Below are 17834 nucleotides of genomic sequence, written 5' to 3'. Positions count from 1 at the left end.
GAACGCATCGGCTGGCACCCGGGCTTGTCCGGCCCGTTCACCCTCTACACCACACCCCGACCCGTCGCCTACTTCTCCCACCACGGCGCCGGATGCTTCATCCCCGACGACAACGGCGAATACCGCCGCGTCATCGACCAACTCGACAACCTCGCTCTGACCCCGCTCGAATCGGCCATGGCCATCGAACAGTTCGCCGCCAAGTTCGACCCGCAGGACACCGACAACACCTGACCCGCCGACGCCACGACGACGAGCCGCGCACCCCTCCCCCCACGCCGGACCGTCCCCGCCAGGCCGCGCGAGCCGTCGGCAGCCGATGACACTCGACGCGGCATCACCAGCCGTCTCTGCTGGTAGAGACGGTCGCGAGCGACGACGATCGTGCACACACTGCTGACAACCTCGGCGAGTCACTATTACAGTGACAACGCGACCACGGAAAGTCGTGCAGTGCGGAGGAACAGACGGCACGGTGCGGTTCTCGAGGCGGCGGTGCTCCACGCGGCGTGGCCGCTCGTGCGCCGTGAGGGCCCTCTCACCGAGGGCAGGTGGTGCAGCCGGTGGCCACCGCGGCGGCGGTGAGGGCTGACGCGACCATCATGGCGACCCCAAACGGCTAGTAGACGATACCGAGGGCGCAGCCGAACACGGCGGCCTGTTCCAGCGGCCGCCGCTTCGCCGGTCAGCTCACCGGCGCCAATTCCCCGGCGACCTTGTACGCATCCGCCCGGTGGAAGTACGTGCCGTCGATGAACGCCGGCGTGGTCCAGGCGGCGTCAAGGATCACCGCCGCGCCAGCGCGCGCTTGCGCCCGGCAGGGGCATGCTCCTTCTCCTGGTTTGGGGTTTGGGGCGCGCAGCCACTGCTCGTCTGGCTTGGAGCGCGCCGCGGACGTCGTCTGCGCCATTCGCTCAGCGCGGGGAGTCAGCCCGGTGCAAAGGGCTTGAGTTCGTAGGTTTCGATCAGCGGAGGCAGTGTCCGGGCCAGTAGCGGAACCGCCTCACCCGGCCGTCGAAAATCCCGTTCCGGAACACCAAACCCGCCATCGACAGCCCCGGAACTTTGCCAAGTCGTCGGCACGCGCAATCAATTCGACCGGCTTCGGGCCCACGCACCGCGCGATTCCTCTCACCACACTCGCGGTCAAACTCACCCGACTTCTGCACGACGGCAGGCAACGACCCGGCCACGAGGCGGTTACGCCGTCGGCCGACATGGCCTCGACGACCGGGGCCTCCCAGGAAACCGACCGGTCTACGACACCGGGTCACAGGTGGCCTATATCACAGTAGAGCTTAGGTAATGCTAACCTAAGCTCTACTCGCTCAGGTCATCCCCGGAACTGCGACCGCCACCCAGTCGAGGCACGTCAACCTCGATGTTCGCATCGACAACGAAAGGTTCGACCGAAGATGGAAAAATCGCAGCGACGGAGATCCCGTCGCGCACTGGGCGCCACCGCAGCGTTCGCCCTGGCGTTGGTCACCGCGGTGCCCGCGCAGGCGGCGGGCCCGGACCAGAGTGCAGGCACCCCGACCCAGGTGGGCGGGGTTCGCGTGTATCAGAGTGTGGTGGATCCCAAGACTGATACGGTTTTCGTTGCCGCGTATGGAAACTCCGCGGTCTACAGCTATGACGGGGCGACCGGGAAGCAGAAGGCCCAGTTCGACCTCCCCGGCGCCGGGCCGCAGGGGCTCGAGCTCAACAGCACGACGAACACGCTGTACGTGTCCAACGCCATCGAGGACAAGATCTCGGTGCTGGATGCGGCCACCGGCAAAGTCAAGGCGACCATCGACGAGCCGGGCAAGGGCCCCCGCGAGATCCGGGTGGACGAGGCGAGCAACCACTTCTACGTGACCGAGGCACATGCGCAGCCCGGCGCACTGGCCGAGTACGACGGTGCCACCAACAAGCGGCTGCGGGAAATCCCGACCGACGGGGAGAACTCGGCCGGGCTCGCGCTGGACTTGCCGGGCAAGCGGGCGTACGTGGCCAACTACGGCACCGATACCGTCTCGGTGATCGACCTGGCCGCGGGCAAGACCGTCAGCCAGATCCAGACCGGGGCGGGATCGAACCCGACCGGGGTCGCGTTCGATCCCGCGACCAAGCACCTTCTCGTGACGCTGCAAGGGTTCGGCTCGGTGGAGACGGTCGACGCGGCGACCGGGAAACCGATCGCCGCGCCGGTGAGCACCGGCAAGCAATCGCTGGGGGTCACCGTGGACAGTGAGCGCGCTCAAGCGTTCGTGACCAACTTCGGGACGAACACGCTGTCCGTGCTCGATACCAAGACCGGCAAGCGGCTCTACAACGTCAAGCAGGTTGGCAAAGCGCCCATCACCGCGGCGTTGAACACCAACACGCACGAGGTGTGGGTCTCCGCGGGCGGCTGGGACGGCGCATCGGACTCGGTGGTCAAGGTGGTGCCCCACCAGGACTCGGCCACCGTCGACACCCCGGTGAAGGTCGGTGACGTCAGCGTCTACCAGAACGTGGTGGACCCGGCGACGAACACCGTGTACGTGGCGAGCTTCGGCAACTCCGCGGTGTACGCCTACGACGGCGCGACCGGGAAGGAGAAGGAGGACCAGAAGATCGTCCTGCCGAACCGGCCGATGGGGCTGGGAATCAACGTCAAGACCCGCACCCTCTACACCTCGGACGGTATCGCGAACACAGTGCAGGTCGTGGACCTCGACACCGGCGCGGTGAAGGCGACCCTGCCCTTCGGCGAGGGTTCCGCACGGGAGATCCGCGTGGACGAGACGACCAACCGGTTCTACGTCACTGAACCGCACGCCGAGGCCGGCACACTCGACGAATTCGACGGTGCCACCAACCAGCTGCTCCGGCGCATCCCGACCGACGGCAAGACCTCCGCCGGGCTGGCGCTGGACCCGGCGGCCCAACGAGCGTACGTGAGCAACGTCGGTAGCGGCACGGTGTCGGTGATCGACCTGACCACCGGCACGGTCACCGCGAAGATCGGCACCGGCGACGGCTCACAGCCCACGGCGGTCGCGGTGAACCCCGCGGCTCAGCGGGCATACGTCACACTGCAGGGTTTCAACTCGGTGGAAACCATCGACACCGAGAAGAACCTTCCGGTCGGCGCACCTGCCGTCAGCGGCCAGCAGCCGCTGGGCATCACCGTGGACGCCGAACTCGGCCGGGTCTACGCGGTGAACTACGGAGGCAGCACACTGGCCGTGTTCGACGCGGTCAGCGGCAAGAAACTCGGTGCCGTGCCGAAGGTCGGCACGGCACCGATCAACCCGGGGCTAAACACCAATACACATGAAGTGTGGGTGTCCGCGGGCGGCTACACGGGCGGAGCCAACACGCTCACCAAGGTGTCTGCACCCGCCCGAGGATGACTACGCACGTGGGCGGGGCCGCAGGAACGCGGCCCCGCCCACGTCCTTGCGAGCGCCCGTTCCGCAAGGGCGGCCTGCCCTGCCCGGCCGGGCGATGCCGCTGAGGAGTAAGGCCCTTGCCGGGCAAGGGATGACGAGGATCCCTGCGCCGAAGAAGTGTGTTCGCACCGCTGCTCGGCAATGACGACCCGCAACGACGGCGACGGACAGAGCATTACTGCGCGCCCTGCCGGCCAAGATCGCTCGCGTGGCCCACCGTGACCGCACCGGCAGAGAGGGCGAAACTGCGGTCTTGCGGCGTGCCCGCCCCCGACAGAAGCCTTTTGTGCTGCGGAGTCGATCGCCTTGACGACGTCCGGCGGCCAGGAGGTCCGGACGGCAAAGAGGTTGCGCAGCCGCGGCTGCAGTTCGGCCGACGTGGCTGCGTGGTGCTTCTTCACCGACGTGCCGTCGAATAGTTAGGATAGACTCAGCTAATGTCCGGGGGAACGGTGGAGACTGTCGCCGCGCGGGAGGTGTTGCCACACGCTCACAGGGGCGCGGTGCTCTCCGCCGGACTGGGGATCACCCTCGTCGCACTGGTGGCCGTCTGTGTCGCGAGCATCGCTGTCGGCGCCAAGGATCTGCCGCTTTCCACGGTATGGCATGCCCTTTCCGCTTACGACGGGTCAGTCGATCACATGATCGTGCGCAGCTACCGGATTCCGCGCACACTGCTCGGAGTGCTGGCCGGGGTCGCACTCGGCGCAGGGGGAACCCTCATCCAGGCGATGACGCGCAACCCACTCGCCGACCCCGGAGTCCTCGGCGTCAACGCCGGCGCGGCATTCGCGGTCACCATCGCCGTCGGAGTGTTCGGGCTTACCGGCTTCTCTTCCTACGTCTGGTTCGCGTTCCTCGGCGCGGTCGTGGTGACCGTTGTCGTGTATCGGCTTGGCTCGCTGGGCCGCGGCGGTGCCACCCCGATCCGGCTCACCCTGGCCGGGATCGCCGTCGGCGCGGTGCTGAGCGGGGTGAACCGCGGGCTGCCGCTGCTGAACGCCAAGGCGTTCGACACCATGCGCGCCTGGCATGCGGGCTCGCTTTCCGTCCAGGGCATGGACATCGTGCTCGCGCTCGCCCCGTTCGTCCTGACCGGACTGGCGCTTGCGGTCTGGGTGGCCCGCTCGCTCAACGCCGTGGCCCTCGGCGACGACCTCGCCGCCGCGCTGGGCGTGCACGTCGCCCGCACCCGTGCGCTCGGGGTCGTGGCCCTGACCCTGTTGTGCGGGGCGGCGACCGCAGCCGCGGGGCCGATCGGCTTCGTCGGCTTGATGGTCCCGCACGTCGCGCGCTGGATCGTCGGACCGGACCAACGGTGGATCCTCGTCCACAGCCTCGTCGGCGCGCCCGTCCTGCTGCTGGCCTCCGACGTGGTCGGCCGGATCGTGGTCCGGCCGGACGAGATGCCGGCGGGTGTCGTCACCGCGTTCCTCGGTGCGCCGGTTCTGGTCTGGCTCGTCCGGCGGGAACAGGCGGCGGGACTGTGAACGGCCCGATGTTGCATCGTTCGCGTATCGCGTTCGGACGGTCCCTTGTGGTCGTCCGCGCGCCGGGAGAGTGGCTGTCCGGGCGGATCGGCGTGCGCGTGGTCGTGGTCTGCGTGGCGCTGCTGCTGGCGACCTTCGGCGTCGCGGTGTTCGCGCTGGGGACCGGGGACTACGCTGTTGCGCCCGGCCAGGTGCTGCGGGCGCTGTTCGCCGCGGGGTCGCCGCGGGACGAGCTGGTGGTGCTGGAATGGCGGCTGCCCCGGGTGCTGCTCGCGCTCGTGTTCGGCGCCGCGCTCGCCGTCAGCGGAGCGATCCTTCAGTCCCTGACCCGCAACCCGTTGGGCAGCCCCGATATCGTCGGCTTCAACACCGGCGCCTACAGCGGCGCGCTCGTGGTCATCCTGCTCACCGGCGGCGGCTACTACGCCGTCGCCGCCGGCGCGCTGGCCGGTGGCATCGCGACCGCACTCGTCGTGTATCTGCTGGCCTTCAAACAGGGCGTGCGCGGTTTCCGGCTGATCATCGTCGGGATCGCGGTCAGTGCGGTCCTCGGCTCCCTCAACACCTGGCTGAGCCTCAAGGCGGATCTCGACGACGCGATCTCGGCCGCAGTGTGGGGAGCAGGGTCACTGGCCGGGCTCGGCTGGGCACAAGTGCCGCCCGTGCTGATCGCGACGGCCGTGCTGGTGCCCGTGGTCGCTGTCGCCGCGCGGCGGATGCCGTTGCTGGAGCTGGGGGACGATGCGGCGCGGGCGCTCGGGGTGCGCGCGGAGCCCGCACGGCTGCTGCTGTTGTTCACCAGCGTCGGGCTGACCGCGGTCGTGACCGCGGCCGCGGGCCCGATCGCGTTCGTGTCGCTTGCCGCGCCGCAGCTGGCGCGGCGGCTGACCAGGACCGGGGGCATCGGACTGATGTCCTCGGCGAGTATGGGCGCGTTCCTGCTGGTGGCCTGCGACTGGCTAGCGCAGCGCGTGTTTGCGCCGACGGTGCTGCCGGTGGGTGTCGTAACGGTGTCGATCGGAGGGCTGTATCTCGTGTGGCTGCTGGCCGGCGAGGCGCGCCGCCGGTGAACGAGGGAGATGGCGAGGTTCGGCGCAAGGTGACCGACACGAACGGCCGGGCGCGGTTGAGCGCCGTCGGCGCGACGATCGGCTACGACCGGCGGATCGTCAGCGAGGACCTGACCGTGACGATCCCCGACGGCGCGTTCACGGTGATCATCGGTCCGAACGCGTGCGGCAAGTCGACACTGCTACGCGCGCTTGCCCGGCTGCTGCGGCCTCGCACCGGGGAGATCCTGTTGGACGGTAAGGAGATCTCCGGTTATCCGGCGAAGGAGGTCGCTCGCAGGATCGGCCTGCTCCCCCAGTCCTCACTCGCTCCGGAGGGGATCCGCGTCGCGGACCTGGTGGCGCGCGGCCGGTACCCGCATCAGAAGGCGATCCGGCAATGGTCGGCGGCCGACGAAACCGCAGTCGCAGAAGCAATGGCGGCAACGAAGATCACCGAACTGTCCGGGCAGCTGGTGGACCAGCTCTCCGGCGGCCAGCGGCAACGCGTGTGGATCGCGCTCGTGCTGGCGCAGCAGACGCCGCTGGTCCTGCTCGACGAGCCCACCACGTTCCTGGACATCGCGCACCAGATCGAGGTGCTGCAGCTGTGCCGGTCGCTGAACCGGGACCGCGGCCGGACGCTCGTCGCGGTGCTGCACGATCTCAACCATGCGTGCCGCTACGCCGACCACATCATTGCCATGCGGGAGGGACGGATCGTGGCCGAGGGCGCACCCGGCGACATCGTGACCGCCGAACTGGTGCACGAGGTGTTCGGGCTGCGGTGCCGGCTGATCACCGACCCCGAGGCAGGGACACCGTTGGTGGTCCCCCTCGCGGACGAGGAGGAGCACCGGCGGGGGCGTTCAGCCGAGCGTGGCGGCGATGTCGTCCAGGATCACGTTCACCCCGAGCGGTCCTGAAGAACTGGTCCACGCGGTACCGTCCACGACCTTCGTCCGGTTGCCGCGCACCGCGTTCAGCTGGGCGAAGTTGGGGAGCTTCCGCGCCCGGTCGAGGGCCGCCTGACCCGCCCGGACGTCGCCGAGCACGCCGACAAACAGGTAGTCGGCGTCGATCAGGTCGAGCTGTTCGAGGCTGACCGTCTGGCCCGCGCGGTTCTTCGAGTCGACGTTTTGCTGGCTCGGCGGCCGGGTGAGGCCGACCTGGCTGAGCAGCAGGCTGGCCAGGGAGTTCCCGCCGGAGATCGCCGGGCCGGAGTCCGCCCAGCGCACCACGCTCGCCGTTGCCGGCAGCTTGCCCGCGGCCTTCGCCTTGGTCTCCTCGGTCTTGTGCCGGATCGAGCCGAGGACCTTGGTGGCCTCGTCCTGCCTGCCGAGCACGTCGGCGATCTTGGTGAAGTACGCCTGCCAGCCGATCGCGGGGTTGGCCGCCCACACCGTCGGCGCAATCTTCTGCAGCTCGGCGAACTGGTTGCGGGCGCCGGTGGTGTCGTCGACGATGATCAGGTCGGGGTCCTGCGCCAGTATCTGCTCCAGGTTCGGTTCCTTGGTGGAGGCGACGATCGGAATACCGGCCGCCTGCGCGGTCAGGTAGGAGGGCGGCCCGTCCTGCCCGCGGCCCGCGGTCGTGCCCACCGGCCGAACTCCGAGCGCGAGCGCGTCGTCCAGCGCGGTTTCGCTGAGCGTAACCACTTTCTCCGGTTTGACCGGGATCTGCACGGTGGTGCCGTTGGCGTCGTGGAAGCTCTTGGTCGACGGTGCCGTCGAGGTGGCCTCCGTCGAGGAGCCACCGCAGGCCGTGAGGGTGCCGAGCAGTACGAAGGCCGCGGCGACCGCGGTCAGCATTCGCCAGGCGGCGGTAGGTCTGTTCATGTGGTGCCGTCTTTCCTGGGATAGCGCGGATTGGTGTGCATTTCGGTGAGCCCCTCAGTCAGGGCCGCCGCCCAGCAGCAGTGGTCGTGTCCGCCGGAGTAGACCCGCAACGAGGCGTTGAATCCCCTTTCCCTCAGCAGTGCGTGCAGCTTCCGCAGATGCAGCAGCATCGCCCCTTCGTTGGAGCCGACGTCGATCCGGATGCCGAGGTTGCCGACCGGCGCGGCAGCGAACTGTTCGAACAGCCAGGTGTCGCCCTCCGGCAGCGACGGCGGCCGTGCGGTCATCCCGGGCCGCCACCAGACCGACGCCGAATGGGCGAGTACCGAGCCGAACGTGGCCGGCCTCCGCAGAGCGGCCACCAGCGCGGTGAGCCCGCCCAAGCTCTGCCCGCACAGGACAGTACGGCGCGATCCCGCCCAACCCGGCAGTTCCCTCGCGACCGCGGGCACCAGTTCGTCGGCGAGCGCATCGACGAACCGTGGATTGGCACCTAGCTGCTGCATACGTTCGCCGGGCGGGCCGGCCTCGATGCCGACGACGGCCGTCGGGGGGAACCTGCCGGCCGCAGCTCCGGCGGCGACGGCGGCGGCGATTCCGTACCGGTCGAACCACTTCTCGCCGTCGAGTACGACGAGCAGTCCGAGTTCCCCAGTGGCGTCCGGGATGAAGCGCCGGACGCGGTAGGTCTGCCCTGCCGACGTTGTGAAGCCGAACGCGTCGGTGCGGCCGGGTGCCTCGTCCGCATACCAGTCAGCCAGTGACGGCGCGCCGTCGAGCTCGATCAGCGAACCGAACCGCCCGGACGTGCTGCGGTTGAGCGGATCGGTCAGCCCCTCCGCCCGCGAAGGCCCTGTCCCGAGCCGGCTCGGGACAGGGTCGCCGGGCTCGAACGGATACAGCTGGTAGCTGCAGCGCAGGTCCGCGGGTAACCGCAGGCTCACGAACCAGACGTCGGTGCCGTCCAGGCTCCGCAGCATTCCCCGGTTCGCGTTGTGCTGGTCGGTCAGGCGGTTGGCCCGCACATAGACGCCGGACACCGGCCGGTCCTCGCGCCACAGCACGGTCACCACCCGTTCGCCGGGGAAGCCGGGCGCGGGTTCGACCAGGGGTGCGCCGCTTTCGGCCACCTCGCGCCAGAACCGGGCAAGTGCCGTCCGGCCGGATGACCGCAGCTCGCGCACGAGGCGTCGCAACCGAGGGCTGGAGATGTCCGCTGTCGCAGTCGCGCTCGACATAGATCTCCGCCTTCGCTCCGAGTCAATAAAAGGTTAGCCTAACTTAAGTTGATTGCCCTGCGAAGGGCGCACATGTGGCTGTCCTCCTCGACCAGCAGCCTCGGCGGCCGGTTCCCGGTGGGTGGCGTGCCGTCCGGGAACCGGCGCCGTCACAGGGTTTCCGCCACGGCGGCGAGTCGCTCGGCGATCTCGGCCAACGGGCCGGGCTGGACCAGTTGCGGGTGGGTGCAGTCCAGCTCGTGGGCGATCAGCTCACCTCCCAGATGCGGCAGCCAAGCCTCACGGCGCAGCCCATCCCGCTCCCGGGACGCCCTCGCAGCGAAGAACAGCAGATCACCCGAGAACCGCCGGTGCCGGTGCTCGCGCATCAGCCGGGCATTGTTCGCGACGATGTCGATGACCGCGGACAGGGTCCGGTCACGCAATGTCGACAGCGCACTTCCATGGCGTCGCAACACTTCGATCACCGACGCCCGGGTCGGTTCCGCGCCGCCGAGAGCGGCCTGCTCGTGGCCGGCCATGTACAACAGGGCCAGCAGCGCGTCCTGTCCGGACGGGGGCGGCACGTCCCGCCACTGCTCGCTGGGGTAGGCGTCGAGCAGGGCCACCAGGCCGACCCGTGCGCCCTGCGCTTCGAGCTCGGCCGCCATCTCCTGGGCGATCACCCCGCCCACCGACCACCCGACGAGCAGGTACGGACCGTCCGGGGCGACCTCGCGGAGCACCTTCACGTAGTCCGCCGCCATCGAGGCGAGGTCGGTGGCCAATGGCGTATCGCCGGCGAGGCCACGTGCCTGCACCGCGTAGACCGGCTGGTCCGGAGGCAGCGCGCCGAGCAGGCCGGCGTAGGCCCAGCCGATGCCGCCCGCGGGGTGTACGCAGAACAACGGCGGCTTCCCGCCGTGGGCGCGCAGCGGCAGCAGGACATCCAGCGACCGGTCCCGCGACTCACCCCGCAGTCGTGCCGCAAGCCCGGCAACCGTCGGCGCCGTGAACAGGTCACCGAGCGACAGCGGGACGCCGAAGGTCTCCCGAATCCGCTGCACCAGGTTCGCGGCGAGCAGCGAATGCCCGCCGAGCGCGAAAAAGCTTTCATGCACGTCGACGGTGTGCGCGCCCAGCACGTCGGCCATCAGGCGGCACAGCACCTCCTCGGCGGGGCTTTCGGCAACGGTCGCCACGCCCTGCTCCGGACCGGCCTCCGGCAGCGCCGAGACGTCGAGCTTTCCATTCGGGCTCAATGGAAGACCGGGAAGTGGGACGAGCAGGGACGGCACCAGGTGAGCGGGCAACTCCGCCGCGAGCCGGTCGCGCAGCCGCGCCGGTTCACACCGGGCCTCGGGCTCCGGGACCACGTAGCCGACGAGCGTGCCCGCGCGGGCGACGACGGCGGCCCTGGCCACTTCCGGCTGGGCTTCGAGTGCCGCGCGAACTTCGCCCGGCTCGACCCGGAATCCGCGAATCTTGACCTGGGAGTCGTTGCGCCCCAGGTATTCCACCGCTCCGTCGGGCCGCAACCGGGCGAGATCGCCGGTCCGGTACATCCGCGAACCCGGCGGGCCGAACGGGTCGGCGACGAAACGTCCCGAACTCAGCCCGTACCGCCCGAGGTAGCCGAGCGCGAGCTGGACCCCGGCGAGGTACAGCTCACCGGCCGTGTTCGGGGGCACCGGGGCGAGCGAGCCGTCCAGCACGTACAGCCGCGTGTGCCACACCGGGACGCCGATCGGGACAGAGCTGTCCCCGTCCGTCGGGTCGGCAGGCCAGCTGGTCACGTCCACCGAGGCCTCGGTCGGCCCGTAGAGATTGTGCAGCGGGACACCGAGGATCTCGCGGAACCGGCGGGCCAGGTCGACGGGAAGCGCTTCCCCGGAACAGAGCACCCGCCGCAGCCCCGTGCACCGGGCGGCCGCGGGCTCGGCCAGGAACACCTGCAGCATCGACGGCACGAAATGCGTCGTGGTGATGCCCTCGTCGACGATCAGCCCGGCGAGGTAGGCGGGGTCGCGGTGCCCTTCGGGATGCGCGAGCACGAGGGTCGCGTTCTCCAGCAGCGGCCAGAAGAACTCCCAGACCGACACGTCGAAGCTGGACGACGTCTTCTGCAGCACGCGATCCTCCGCCGTCAGCCGGTACTCGGCCTGCATCCAGGCCAGCCGGTTGACGATGCCGCGGTGCGGGACCAGAACCCCTTTGGGGCGCCCCGTCGAACCCGAGGTGTAGATGAGGTACGCCGCATCATCGGCGGCCGGCCAGTCCCCCTGGTACGGACCAGCCGTCAACGCGCCGAAGAACTCCTCATCCAGCACCAGCGTCCCATGTGGACGGACGGAGGTGTCCGAGGTAGCGAGCACGCACACCGGCGAGGCGTCTTCGAGCATGAAGGCGACGCGGTCGGCGGGGTAATCCGCATCGACGGGCAGGTACGCGGCACCCGAGCGCAGGACTGCCAGCAGGGCCACGACCAATTCCACGCTCCGCGGCGCGATGACCGCGACCACGGTGCCGGAGCCGGCCCCGTGCTCGGCGAGTACCCCTGCCAGCCGGTCCGCTCGGTCGAAGAGTTCCCGGTACGTGAGCGTCGTGTCCGTCTCGGGGAAGCGCAGCGCGGGCGCGTCCGGTCGGCGAGCTGCCGCTTCGGCGAGCAGTTGCGCCAGGCTCTTGGCGCTCACTTCAGGGACCTCGCCGGTGCCCTGCGCGCGGACCGTGTCCTCCTCGGCACGGGTGAGCACCCGATGCCGGGCCAACGGGAGGACAGCCACCTGGGCACCGCCCCGGCCGACACTTTCGAGCAGCGCGGCGATCCGCTCGTGGTGCTCGCGGGCGGTGTCCTCGTCGTACAACTGGGGGTTCACGTCGAGGTCGACGCCGAGTTCGCCGCCTCCTGCGGAGCCGTGCACGACCAGCTCGGCGTCGTCCACCGGCCCGGCCGCCAGGTAGCGCACCCGGCCGCCAGCCACGCCGAACCGCAGTTCCGCCGGGAACGGCTTGAGGTTGACCTGCACGCTGAACAACCGGCCGTCCACCAGGCCGAGTTCGCGACGCAGGTACTCGCACCGGTAGCGCTGGTGCCGCCGCAGGTCTGCCATCCGTGCCCGCACCTGAGCGGTCAACTCGTCAAGCGTCGTTCCCGGGGTGAGCTCGAGCCGCAGCGGCAGTACGTTGACAACCGTCGTCGGCACCCGCAGCGCGGAGCCGGTCCGGCACATCATCGGCACGCCGAGCACGACGTCGCGTGAGCCGGTCATCCGGTGCGCGTACAGGGCGCTCAGTCCCAGCACGGGTTCGACCCAGTTCCCGGCTGTCCGCTTGCCGAGGCTCGCCAGGCCGCGGACCGCCGCTTCCGACAGCCTCCCGTGCTGCCGCCGGAACCGGTACACACCGCGGCTTGTCTCCTCGGTGAGTCCCGTGATTTCCGGCCGATCGCCGAAGCAGTCGAGCCAGAAGGCACGGTCTTCCCGGTAGGCGGGCGAGTCCAGGTAGGCGTCCTCATCCGCGCGGACACCGCTGAGGGAACCGAATCGCGGCGACGGTATCTCGATTCCGGCGAGCAGCGCCTGGTACGCCCGCGCGACCTGCCGGCTCAGCAGTCCGAACGCGAACCCGTCGGCAAGCAGGTGGTGGATCCTCAGGTACCACACGTGCTCCCGCTCGCCGGTCCGCAGCAAGACGGATGAGACGAGACCGGGGCCGAACAGGTCCACCGGCTTCGCGAGGTCCGCACGCATCCAGGCGAGCGCGTCCCCACCCGGCGGCAGCTCCACCACCTCCGGCATCAGCCGCGGGGCAGATCCGGGTAGCTGCCACGGGCGCCCGTCGCGTTCGACCATCGTGACGGTCAGCTGCTCGGCACAGGAGAGGGTACCGGCCACCGCCCGGACGAAGAGCGTTTCATCGAGAGGACCGGTGATCTCCACGTACTCCGCGCAGTTGAACACCGGATTCGCGGGATCCGCGGCGGCGGCGAACCAGATCCCGGTCTGCGCTTCGGTCAGCGGTAGCACAGGGTTCTCCTTAGTGCTTAGGTAAGGCTAACCTAGACACCGGATCAGGACATCGCCAGAGGAAAGAAGGCTCCGGCCGTGGGTTGCGCTGTGCGATCGCTCACCGATCGGCCCCGAGCGGCGGTACGGCTGCTCGCCCTGCCCCCCGAAGGAGGCCGGGCCGACTTGTTCAGCACGTGGACACCTCACCTGCCCGAACACATCGAACTGCTGGCCGCGCAGTATCCCGGCCGGGAGGACCGGTGTAGCGAGCCGTTTGCGGCGAACCCGGGCGCACTCGCCGACGAGCTGGTTCGCGAGCTGCTCGACTCGACGGACAAGCCATTGGCGCTGTTCGGGCACGGCCTCGGCGCGGTGGTCGCCTACGAACTGGCCCTGCGCTTGCAGGAAGCGGGCCTGCCGCCGCGGCTGCTGGCGGTCTCCGGCCGTACCGCGCCACACTGTTTCGGCGTGGTCCCGGAAAGCGCCGAGGCCGCCCACGAGTTGCTGCGCTCGTTCGATGCCGCCGCACCGTCTCACCAAGATCGGGCGTTCGCCGTCACCCAGGCCGACTTCGTCACCGCGGGCCGGTACGCGCGGCCCTCGGTCACTGCGCTGGACTGCCCGGTGGCCGCGTTCACCGGCGATGGCGACCCGAGAGCGAGCGTGCCCGCGGTCGCGGGTTGGCGTTCGGTCACGACGGGACCGTTCACCCTGACTGTCCTGCCGGGCGGACACTTCTACCTCATCCCGGAGCAGGCAGAGCTGGTGGCTGCGCTCACCGCGGCGACCACCTCTCCCACACCGACGCCCGGTTCCACTGCCACAGCGAAAAAACGCCCCGTTCCGGCCACCTCGGTGCCACCGCACGCGAGTAGCCCCGGACCGGACCGGACCACAACGAGCCCCCGGATAGCGCGGCTTCGCGCCGGACTGCGCGACGGCCGCCAGGACATGCTCGCCACGTTCTGGCAGGAGATTTCGCGAACAGGCACGCCACTGATCGAGCCCGGCCCCACCGCGGACGTGGTCACCTTCGTCTGGCGCGGCGAACCCGGAACACGGCGCGTCCAGGTGCTGGCCAACAAGCTGCACGACCGTGCGTGCCCGGAACGCAGTCTCCTGTGCCAGGTTCCGGACACCGATATCTGGCACCTGTCCTACCAGGTTCCCGCTGACTGGCGCGGCAGCTATCAATTCGTCGTCGACGATGCACGCACACCCCGCGCCGATCCACTGAACCCGCTCGTGCTGCCCGCTCCGGCGGACCGGCCGGTGAAGTCCGTCGCAGCCGCCTCCCGCGCCCCCGCCCAGCGGTTCTGCTGGCCCCGCCCCGGCCTGCCCAACGGCGCGCTCACCGAGCACCGGGTGGACGCGCCCGCGCTCGGCGGTGCCCGGCGCGTCTGGGTCTACACCCCACCCGGCCATCGTCGCGTGCACGGGCAGTACCCCGTGCTCGTGGTACTGGACGGTGACATGTGGACTGGCGAGCTACGGATCGAGACCACACTGGACACCCTGATCGCGAAGCGGCTGCTGCCGCCCCTGGTGGCACTGCTGCCGGACTCAGCCGGTCCGTACACCCGCGCCGTGGAGTACGCCTGTCACGAGCCCTTCGCCGCTTTCCTCGGTGACGACCTCCTGCCCTGGGCCACGGACCGCTTCGGTACCACGGATTCGCCGCGGCAACGCGCGATCGCCGGGCAGAGCCTCGGCGGGCTCGCCGCCGCGCACGCCGCACTCACGATGCCCTCGGTGTTCGGCGCAGTACTCGTCCACTCAGGCTCGTTCTGGTGGACCGACGACGACCAGCCCGAACAGCTCACCCGCCGCTACGCGGACAGCCCCGCCTCGGCCACGCAATTCCACGTCGACGCCGGCACGCACGAAGGTACGCGACCGGATCCGACCGACCGATTCGTCGCAGCGCTACGTAAGAAAGGCTATCCAGTACACGCCGGACGATTCAGCGGCGGGCACGACCGGGCGTGCTGGCTCGGCGGCCTCGGTGAGCAACTCGCCCAGCTCGGCGCAACCGGTTGGCAGCACACCTGACGAGTTGGTGATCCTCGTACCCGTCAGTCGAAACTGGCGACTGACTCGCGCCAGCCACTGACGGGCAGGGGGCGACCATGTGTGTTGACCTGAGTCCTACCCGGACCCAGTTAGCACGAGTGGCATCCTCCGCTTTGCCACCAGTAGGGAGAACATCGGGCCGCCTATGGAAAGGAGAGCAACCACCGACAACGGAGAACGCCGGGCTGATGGGCAGGATCAGGAACGCCGAACTGACCGTGACCAGTATTGAGGACGCGCCGGCACCCAAACCACTGTCATACGACTGTCTGAACCACGACCGCGACGTGCCGGGTAACGCAAAGCGCCGCAGACTGCGGCGCGGCAGGCGCAGTAGAGTTTCGGGCATCGGGCCCCGTACCAGACGAATGCGTTCACGTGGCAGAAGGCTCGACGCCCGCACTCACACCGTCCAGCGCGATACCTCCGTGAACGGTTCCACCACACTGGTTCGACCAGACCCAGGCAAGCCAAGCGATGTCTCGTAACCTGATCTGAGGCTGGCTGGCTCGGTAGTTGATCACGTTGTCGTGGTGCAGGTAATCACAGCGTCGCGGCCGGAATGAATCGCCCGTTCACCGGAACGGTTCCGCTAGCAGCTGCGACTGGTCGCGAAACGGCGCGGAGGCGAGATCAGGGACGGCCTCCCTGATCGACAGCGCGCATTGCCACTGACCGATCGTGTGCTGCTGCTGGTGACGACCGACTGTCACTGGCTGGCGACACCATCGAAGAACGACCGCTACCCGACTAACGTACACGAAACCCGGCAGGTGATCGCCACCCGTGACCCGCAACCAGAAACAGCCACAACGATTGCATCGTCTACCACGACTCCGGCGCCGAACAACTCGCCGACCGGCAGGTCATGACCGACGGCAGCTACCAAGGTAACCCGAAGTCGTCACGCCCTACAGACACCTTAAGGCGATTAGCCGAACGCTGTCCGGCGTACTACCCGATTCCCGAGCACCAGTTTCGCCAACGCTGCAATCTCAGCGCGAAAGGTCGGCTCGTGGCACGCAACGGGTTCCGTCTCTTCGAACTTCGCACGGGTTTCAGGTGCGGTACCGCCACCGTCGGCTTGCTGCCCGGCGTTTTCGATCGCCGCGCGGAGCACGACAGCGTCGATAAAGTCGTCCCGGGTTTGGGCAGGAACACTTGCGGCCTCTGCCACGAGCTTCGCTCGCTCCCGCACCCGGTCGTCGTTCTGCTGGTGCGCAAGCACCAATGTGTCACAAATGTCGATGAGCTCACGGGCCGCGACACCGCCTGCTGGAACCCCGACCATGGTTTGCCGGAGCGGCTCTACGTACCACCACAACCGTCGTATCCGACGGCGTTCGCGCCGCCTACGTAGCACCTCAAGAGCTCGAGCAACCTCGCCAGAACACGACCCGAGGACCAAGAGCACACCACCGCAGCTGTGTGCCATGAGCTGCACTCCGCCAAGGTCATGACCGCCCGAAGGAAGGTCGAGCGCAACCACTGCAACCGCGAGCCCGCCTCCAGTGGCCGCACAGCCCGCAACAGTGAAGTAGCTCCCGACCTGCGCCTGTGCCCCAGCGTCGCGCCCGATCAGCACCATCCTGGGTGCGGCCAAGAGGTACGCACTCATAGGGATGACCGCACAGAACCAGACCGCGCAATTCCCCGCTACGAAACCTTCGGGGCCGTTCGGCGCCAGTCGAGCCGCGACCACGACGAAGGCCGCCGCGGCAACGACAGGCAGCAGAACGTAACGTGTGCGCAGCCAGGTATAGCCGGTGACTTTGAGAATTCCGGCCGAGCCGACGGCTGTGCCCACCGTGCACCAACCACGCAGGACGAGTCCCAGATCCGGAATTCCCGTCAGCCGCGTCACCGTCGCGTCGGCCTGAGGGATCCGCAACAGCACGGATGCTCCGGCCAGCACGAGCAAGACACCGAGATACCCGCGCCCCGCCGCGCTCCGGTGTCGTATCAGGAGGACGACAGATCTCACGCCTTCGGCAATGATCAAGACTCCGACGAACACCGCGAACCCGCTATGTTGCTCACGCATCGATCCCGCGCAGCTCCGCCTGCGCTGCGAACACCCGATACAACCCCTCCGCGGCCGGGTGCCTCCGCGACGAGGGCATCACATCGGCATCAATACGCTCGGCAAGCTGGTAAGCAAACTCTTCGGCCAGCACTTCGCCCCAGTCGCGGGTGTCCGACGCCTGCCAGCAAGAGCCCGCGCCGCTGCACGGACCGAGCGACCCGGCCACACCCCCGTCTTCGAGAAGGACATGGCCGAGCTCGTGGAAGAAGATGTGCCGCGCGTGCCCGCCGCGGACGTCTCGAAGGATCACGACGTAATCTGCGGAGTCAGTGCGCAGCAGCATCCCCGTGGGCATCGTGCCCGTCGAACTGGCGCGCATGAGGCGGATCGGCGTATCCCGTTCACGATTCAGCCGGCCGATCAGCGCCTCGACGGTGAATGGCCGCACGATGGGCACCCGGTCAACGATCTGTGCGACGGTATCCAGCATTGCGCGGTCGAGTACGTCCGCTCTCATGGCGCGCCCCTCTCCTCCGTCACCGCTGGCTCTCCGGGCCGGCGGCGAACAACTGCGAGGTCCGGGACACCGCCTGCTCCCAGCTGCGTCCCGGACCTCGCTGTTCTGTGCGATGCCAGGTGGTCCGTCCCGGCTGCGACTGGTCTACCAGGTGTTTTCCGGATCACCGGAAGATCACTCGCCGTCTCACCC

Annotated in this window: 11 protein-coding genes; 6 read left to right on the top strand and 5 right to left on the bottom strand. The window is 68.9% G+C overall.

All coding sequences use genetic code 11. The features are described from left to right. From ABD793_RS41570 to ABD793_RS41550, 5 genes are all read left to right on the top strand, one after another. Positions 1–234: Scr1 family TA system antitoxin-like transcriptional regulator (locus ABD793_RS41570; protein ID WP_344869269.1), on the top strand; the 234-nt coding region annotated here is incomplete at its 5' end. Positions 235–1574: 1340 nt separating this feature from the next. Then, complete coding sequence (locus tag ABD793_RS41565; protein WP_486303695.1) at positions 1575–3386, top strand: YncE family protein; 1812 nt, start codon at positions 1575–1577, stop codon at positions 3384–3386. 476 nt (positions 3387–3862) lie between these two features. Next, positions 3863–4915: an iron chelate uptake ABC transporter family permease subunit gene (locus tag ABD793_RS41560; RefSeq protein ID WP_344869265.1), complete on the top strand. Its 1053-nt coding sequence runs from the start codon at positions 3863–3865 to the stop codon at positions 4913–4915. A gap of 8 nt (positions 4916–4923) precedes the next feature. Then, entirely contained in the window at positions 4924–5985 is a 1062-nt protein-coding gene (locus ABD793_RS41555) for a FecCD family ABC transporter permease (protein ID WP_344869263.1), read from the top strand. Positions 5986–6014: 29 nt separating this feature from the next. After that, on the top strand, positions 6015–6890 hold the full coding sequence (locus ABD793_RS41550; RefSeq protein ID WP_344869261.1) for an ABC transporter ATP-binding protein: 876 nt from the start codon (positions 6015–6017) through the stop codon (positions 6888–6890). On the opposite strand, the gene ABD793_RS41545 is transcribed toward ABD793_RS41550, so the two are convergent. The 3 genes from ABD793_RS41545 to ABD793_RS41535 form a co-directional block, all read right to left on the bottom strand. Then, entirely contained in the window at positions 6834–7802 is a 969-nt protein-coding gene (locus tag ABD793_RS41545; protein WP_344869260.1) for an ABC transporter substrate-binding protein, read from the bottom strand. The two genes, ABD793_RS41550 and ABD793_RS41545, sit on opposite strands and share 57 nt — an antisense overlap. Then, entirely contained in the window at positions 7799–9040 is a 1242-nt protein-coding gene (locus tag ABD793_RS41540; RefSeq protein ID WP_344869259.1) for an alpha/beta hydrolase-fold protein, read from the bottom strand. The genes ABD793_RS41545 and ABD793_RS41540 overlap by 4 nt, the downstream gene beginning before the upstream one ends. Before the next feature lie 149 nt (positions 9041–9189). After that, a complete protein-coding gene (locus ABD793_RS41535) occupies positions 9190–13044 on the bottom strand; it encodes an amino acid adenylation domain-containing protein (RefSeq protein ID WP_344869258.1) in 3855 nt (1284 codons plus the stop codon). A gap of 78 nt (positions 13045–13122) precedes the next feature. Here ABD793_RS41535 and ABD793_RS41530 point away from each other — a divergent pair, with 78 nt between their 5' ends. Beyond that, entirely contained in the window at positions 13123–15078 is a 1956-nt protein-coding gene (locus ABD793_RS41530; RefSeq protein ID WP_344869257.1) for a thioesterase domain-containing protein, read from the top strand. 952 nt (positions 15079–16030) lie between these two features. On the opposite strand, the gene ABD793_RS41525 is transcribed toward ABD793_RS41530, so the two are convergent. Then, the gene (locus ABD793_RS41525) at positions 16031–17143 is read right to left on the bottom strand and encodes a hypothetical protein (protein ID WP_344869256.1); all 1113 of its coding nucleotides are present in this window, start codon (positions 17141–17143) and stop codon (positions 16031–16033) included. Beyond that, positions 17136–17642, bottom strand: a complete 507-nt coding sequence (locus tag ABD793_RS41520) for a hypothetical protein (protein ID WP_344869255.1) — start codon at positions 17640–17642, stop codon at positions 17136–17138. Before ABD793_RS41520 ends, ABD793_RS41525 begins: the two co-directional genes overlap by 8 nt. Positions 17643–17834: the final 192 nt, after the last annotated feature.

This window comes from Amycolatopsis ultiminotia (assembly GCF_039536925.1).
GTDB classification, from domain to species: domain Bacteria; phylum Actinomycetota; class Actinomycetes; order Mycobacteriales; family Pseudonocardiaceae; genus Amycolatopsis; species Amycolatopsis ultiminotia.
This window is presented reverse-complemented; position numbering and strand designations above follow the sequence as displayed.

What these genes read in the sequence shown, in the direction of transcription:
- ABD793_RS41540 (WP_344869259.1), bottom strand. Translation starts at nt 9,040, where the DNA reads ATGTCGAGCGCGACTGCGACAGCGGACATCTCCAGCCCTCGGTTGCGA.
- ABD793_RS41555 (WP_344869263.1), top strand. Translation starts at nt 4,924, where the DNA reads ATGTTGCATCGTTCGCGTATCGCGTTCGGACGGTCCCTTGTGGTCGTC.
- ABD793_RS41560 (WP_344869265.1), top strand. Translation starts at nt 3,863, where the DNA reads ATGTCCGGGGGAACGGTGGAGACTGTCGCCGCGCGGGAGGTGTTGCCA.
- ABD793_RS41525 (WP_344869256.1), bottom strand. Translation starts at nt 17,143, where the DNA reads ATGCGTGAGCAACATAGCGGGTTCGCGGTGTTCGTCGGAGTCTTGATC.
- ABD793_RS41520 (WP_344869255.1), bottom strand. Translation starts at nt 17,642, where the DNA reads ATGAGAGCGGACGTACTCGACCGCGCAATGCTGGATACCGTCGCACAG.
- ABD793_RS41545 (WP_344869260.1), bottom strand. Translation starts at nt 7,802, where the DNA reads ATGAACAGACCTACCGCCGCCTGGCGAATGCTGACCGCGGTCGCCGCG.